General features: G+C 66.9%; 2 protein-coding genes. One reads left to right on the top strand and one right to left on the bottom strand.

Annotation, left to right across the window (positions count from 1 at the left end; translation table 11 throughout):
• Window positions 1-709: serine protease (locus tag PMN64_RS42675; RefSeq protein ID WP_411785091.1), on the top strand; the 709-nt coding region annotated here is incomplete at its 5' end.
• A 416-nt stretch (window positions 710-1,125) separates the two neighbouring features.
• Here PMN64_RS42675 and PMN64_RS42680 read toward each other — a convergent pair.
• The coding region (locus PMN64_RS42680; RefSeq protein ID WP_411785092.1) for a gamma-glutamyltransferase family protein at window positions 1,126-2,416 on the bottom strand (1,291 nt) is incomplete at its 5' end.

Below are 2,416 nucleotides of genomic sequence, written 5' to 3' on the forward strand. Positions count from 1 at the left end.
CTTGAAGGGCGACGAGATCCGCATCCTCACCATCCTCTATGACCAGGCGATGCAAACCAGCATCGAGCCGGTGGTGATCGCGATGTCGAGCGCGTTCAATGCATTTCCGTCCGCCGTGCAGGCCGGTCCGCCGCCGCGCAAGACCGTCGAATATGCCACCGGCGTCGTGGTCAGCGACGACGGGGCCATCGTGACCGATCGCGTGGCGACCGACGACTGCATCGCGCTGACGATCCCAGGCTATGGCAATGCCGATCGGGTCGCCGAGGACAGGGATCACGACCTCGCGCTGCTGCGCATCTATGGTGCGCGGGGCCTGAGGCCGCTCGATATCGCAGGCCAGGCGACGCAGACCGCGCTCGACATCACCGGGATCGCCGATCCGCAGAGCCAGGGTGGCGGCGCGGCCGCGAGCAGCGTGAAGGCTTCGGTCGCACAGATCGGCGGCGGTGATCAGGCGCTGTCACCGGCGCCTGCGCTCGGGTTCTCCGGCGCGGCGGCGCTCGATAGCGGCGGCAGGTTTGCCGGCATCGCGGTGCTGAAGCCCGTCGTCGTTGCAGGCCCCGCAAACGCGGCGCCGCCGGCGCAGGCCGCGCTGGTGCCGGCCGGCACGGTGCGCAGCTTCCTGAAGGTGCATGGCGTCACCGCGTCGGGCGACTCGGCGGACGCCAAGGCTGCGGTCGTCCGCGTGATCTGCGTCAGGAAGTAAGTTCACCTCGCCCCGCTTGCGGGTGATCCCGCAGAGCAGACCGGGTTCCGTCCATCTCGTCGTCCCGGCGTAGGCCGGACCCATACGCCGCAGCAGGCGTTGTAGGCGGGACTCGTCGTTTCAGCAGCGCGTAACAATGACGGGCTGTGGTTATGGGTCGGCCTTCGCCGGGACGACGATGGGGACAGGCTCTGGCGGACGATCCAGCATTCCATAGTCATTTGTGATTCAGCTACCACTCTTCCACATGTCGTCCTGGCGAAAGCCAGAACCCATAACCACCGCATTCAGCGGTGAAACAGGATCGCGGCCCCGGCGTCGCACAGCAATGAGATTAGGGGTAATGGGTCCTGGCTTTCGCCAGGACGACATTGAGGATGGTTCTCGGTTCAACCTGTCAAACAGCGTAGTCGGCGTCACCTCAACGCAAAGCGCACCCCGGCGCGGGCGAGACCGCCGGCAATGCCGACCGGGGTGCCGTCGGCGCGCCAGCAGGCTGCGCCCGACATCGTGCCGTCAGCGTGAAACTGGATCGCGTTCATGCCGCCGGCCACCGTCGGCACCACTTGCACCTTGTGGCCCTTCGCTGACAGTGCGGCGCGGACGGTCTCCGGCACCGCCTGCTCGACCTCCAGCGCATTGCCCTCGGTCCAGACCCGCGGCGCCTCGACTGCCTCCTGCAGGCTCATGCCGTGGTCGATCAGGTTGATCAGCGCCTGCATCGCACTCGGGAAGATGCGCTTGCCGCCGGGCAGGCCGAGCGCGTAAGTGAGCTTGCCGTCGCGCAGCGCCATCATCGGCGACATCGAGGTGGTGACGCGCTTGCCGGCGGCCAGCGACAGCGCGTGTCCCGGCCGCGGATCGAACAGGTTCATGTAGTTGTTCGGCACGGTGCCGAGGCCGGGGATCAGGATCTTGGCGCCGAACAGATTGTTGATGGTCTGGGTGGTCGCGACCACATTACCCATCGCATCCGCCGCGGTCATGTGCGTGGTGTGCGCGCTTTCGAGCTGGGTGACGCCGGCGCTCCAGGCCTGCGCGCGGTCGGCATCGATCGCGCGGCGGCGCTCCTCGGCATAGGCCTTCGAGGTCAACCGCTCCACCGGCACGTTGATATAGGCGGGATCGCCGCTCGCGGCCGCGCGGTCGGCGAAGGCGATCTTCAGCACCTCGGCAAGGTAGTGGATGGTCTCGGCCGTGCCGAAGCCGAGCCGCGCGATGTCATAGCCTTCGAGGATATTGAGCATCTGTGTGATGTGCACGCCCGACGCCGCAGGCGGCGGGGGCCCGAGGATTTCCCAGCCGCGGTAGTCGCAGCGGATCGGCTGCCGCTCGACCGTCTTGTAGGTCGCGAGATCTTCCTGCGCGATGAAGCCGCCGTTCTTCTTCATGTAGTCGACCAGGATGTCGCCGAGCGGCCCCTGGTAGAGCGCGTTGTCGCCATGATCGGCGATGTGTTTCAGCGTCTCGGCATATTCCGCCTGCACCACGCGCTCGCCGGGCTTCAGCGGCGTGCCATCAGGCAGATAGATCGCCGAGATCGGCTTGTCCTTCAGCATCTCCTCGGCGCCGTCGGTGATGCATTCATGCAGATAGGGCGTCGCCGCATAGCCGCGCGCGGCGTGCTTGATCGCGGGCTGCATCACGTCGGCAAGACTCATGGTGCCGAAGCGGCGCAGCGTCTCGCACCAGGCCTTCAGCGAGCCC

The organism is Bradyrhizobium sp. UFLA01-814, from assembly GCF_046718885.1.
In the GTDB taxonomy this organism is placed as follows: domain Bacteria; phylum Pseudomonadota; class Alphaproteobacteria; order Rhizobiales; family Xanthobacteraceae; genus Bradyrhizobium; species Bradyrhizobium elkanii.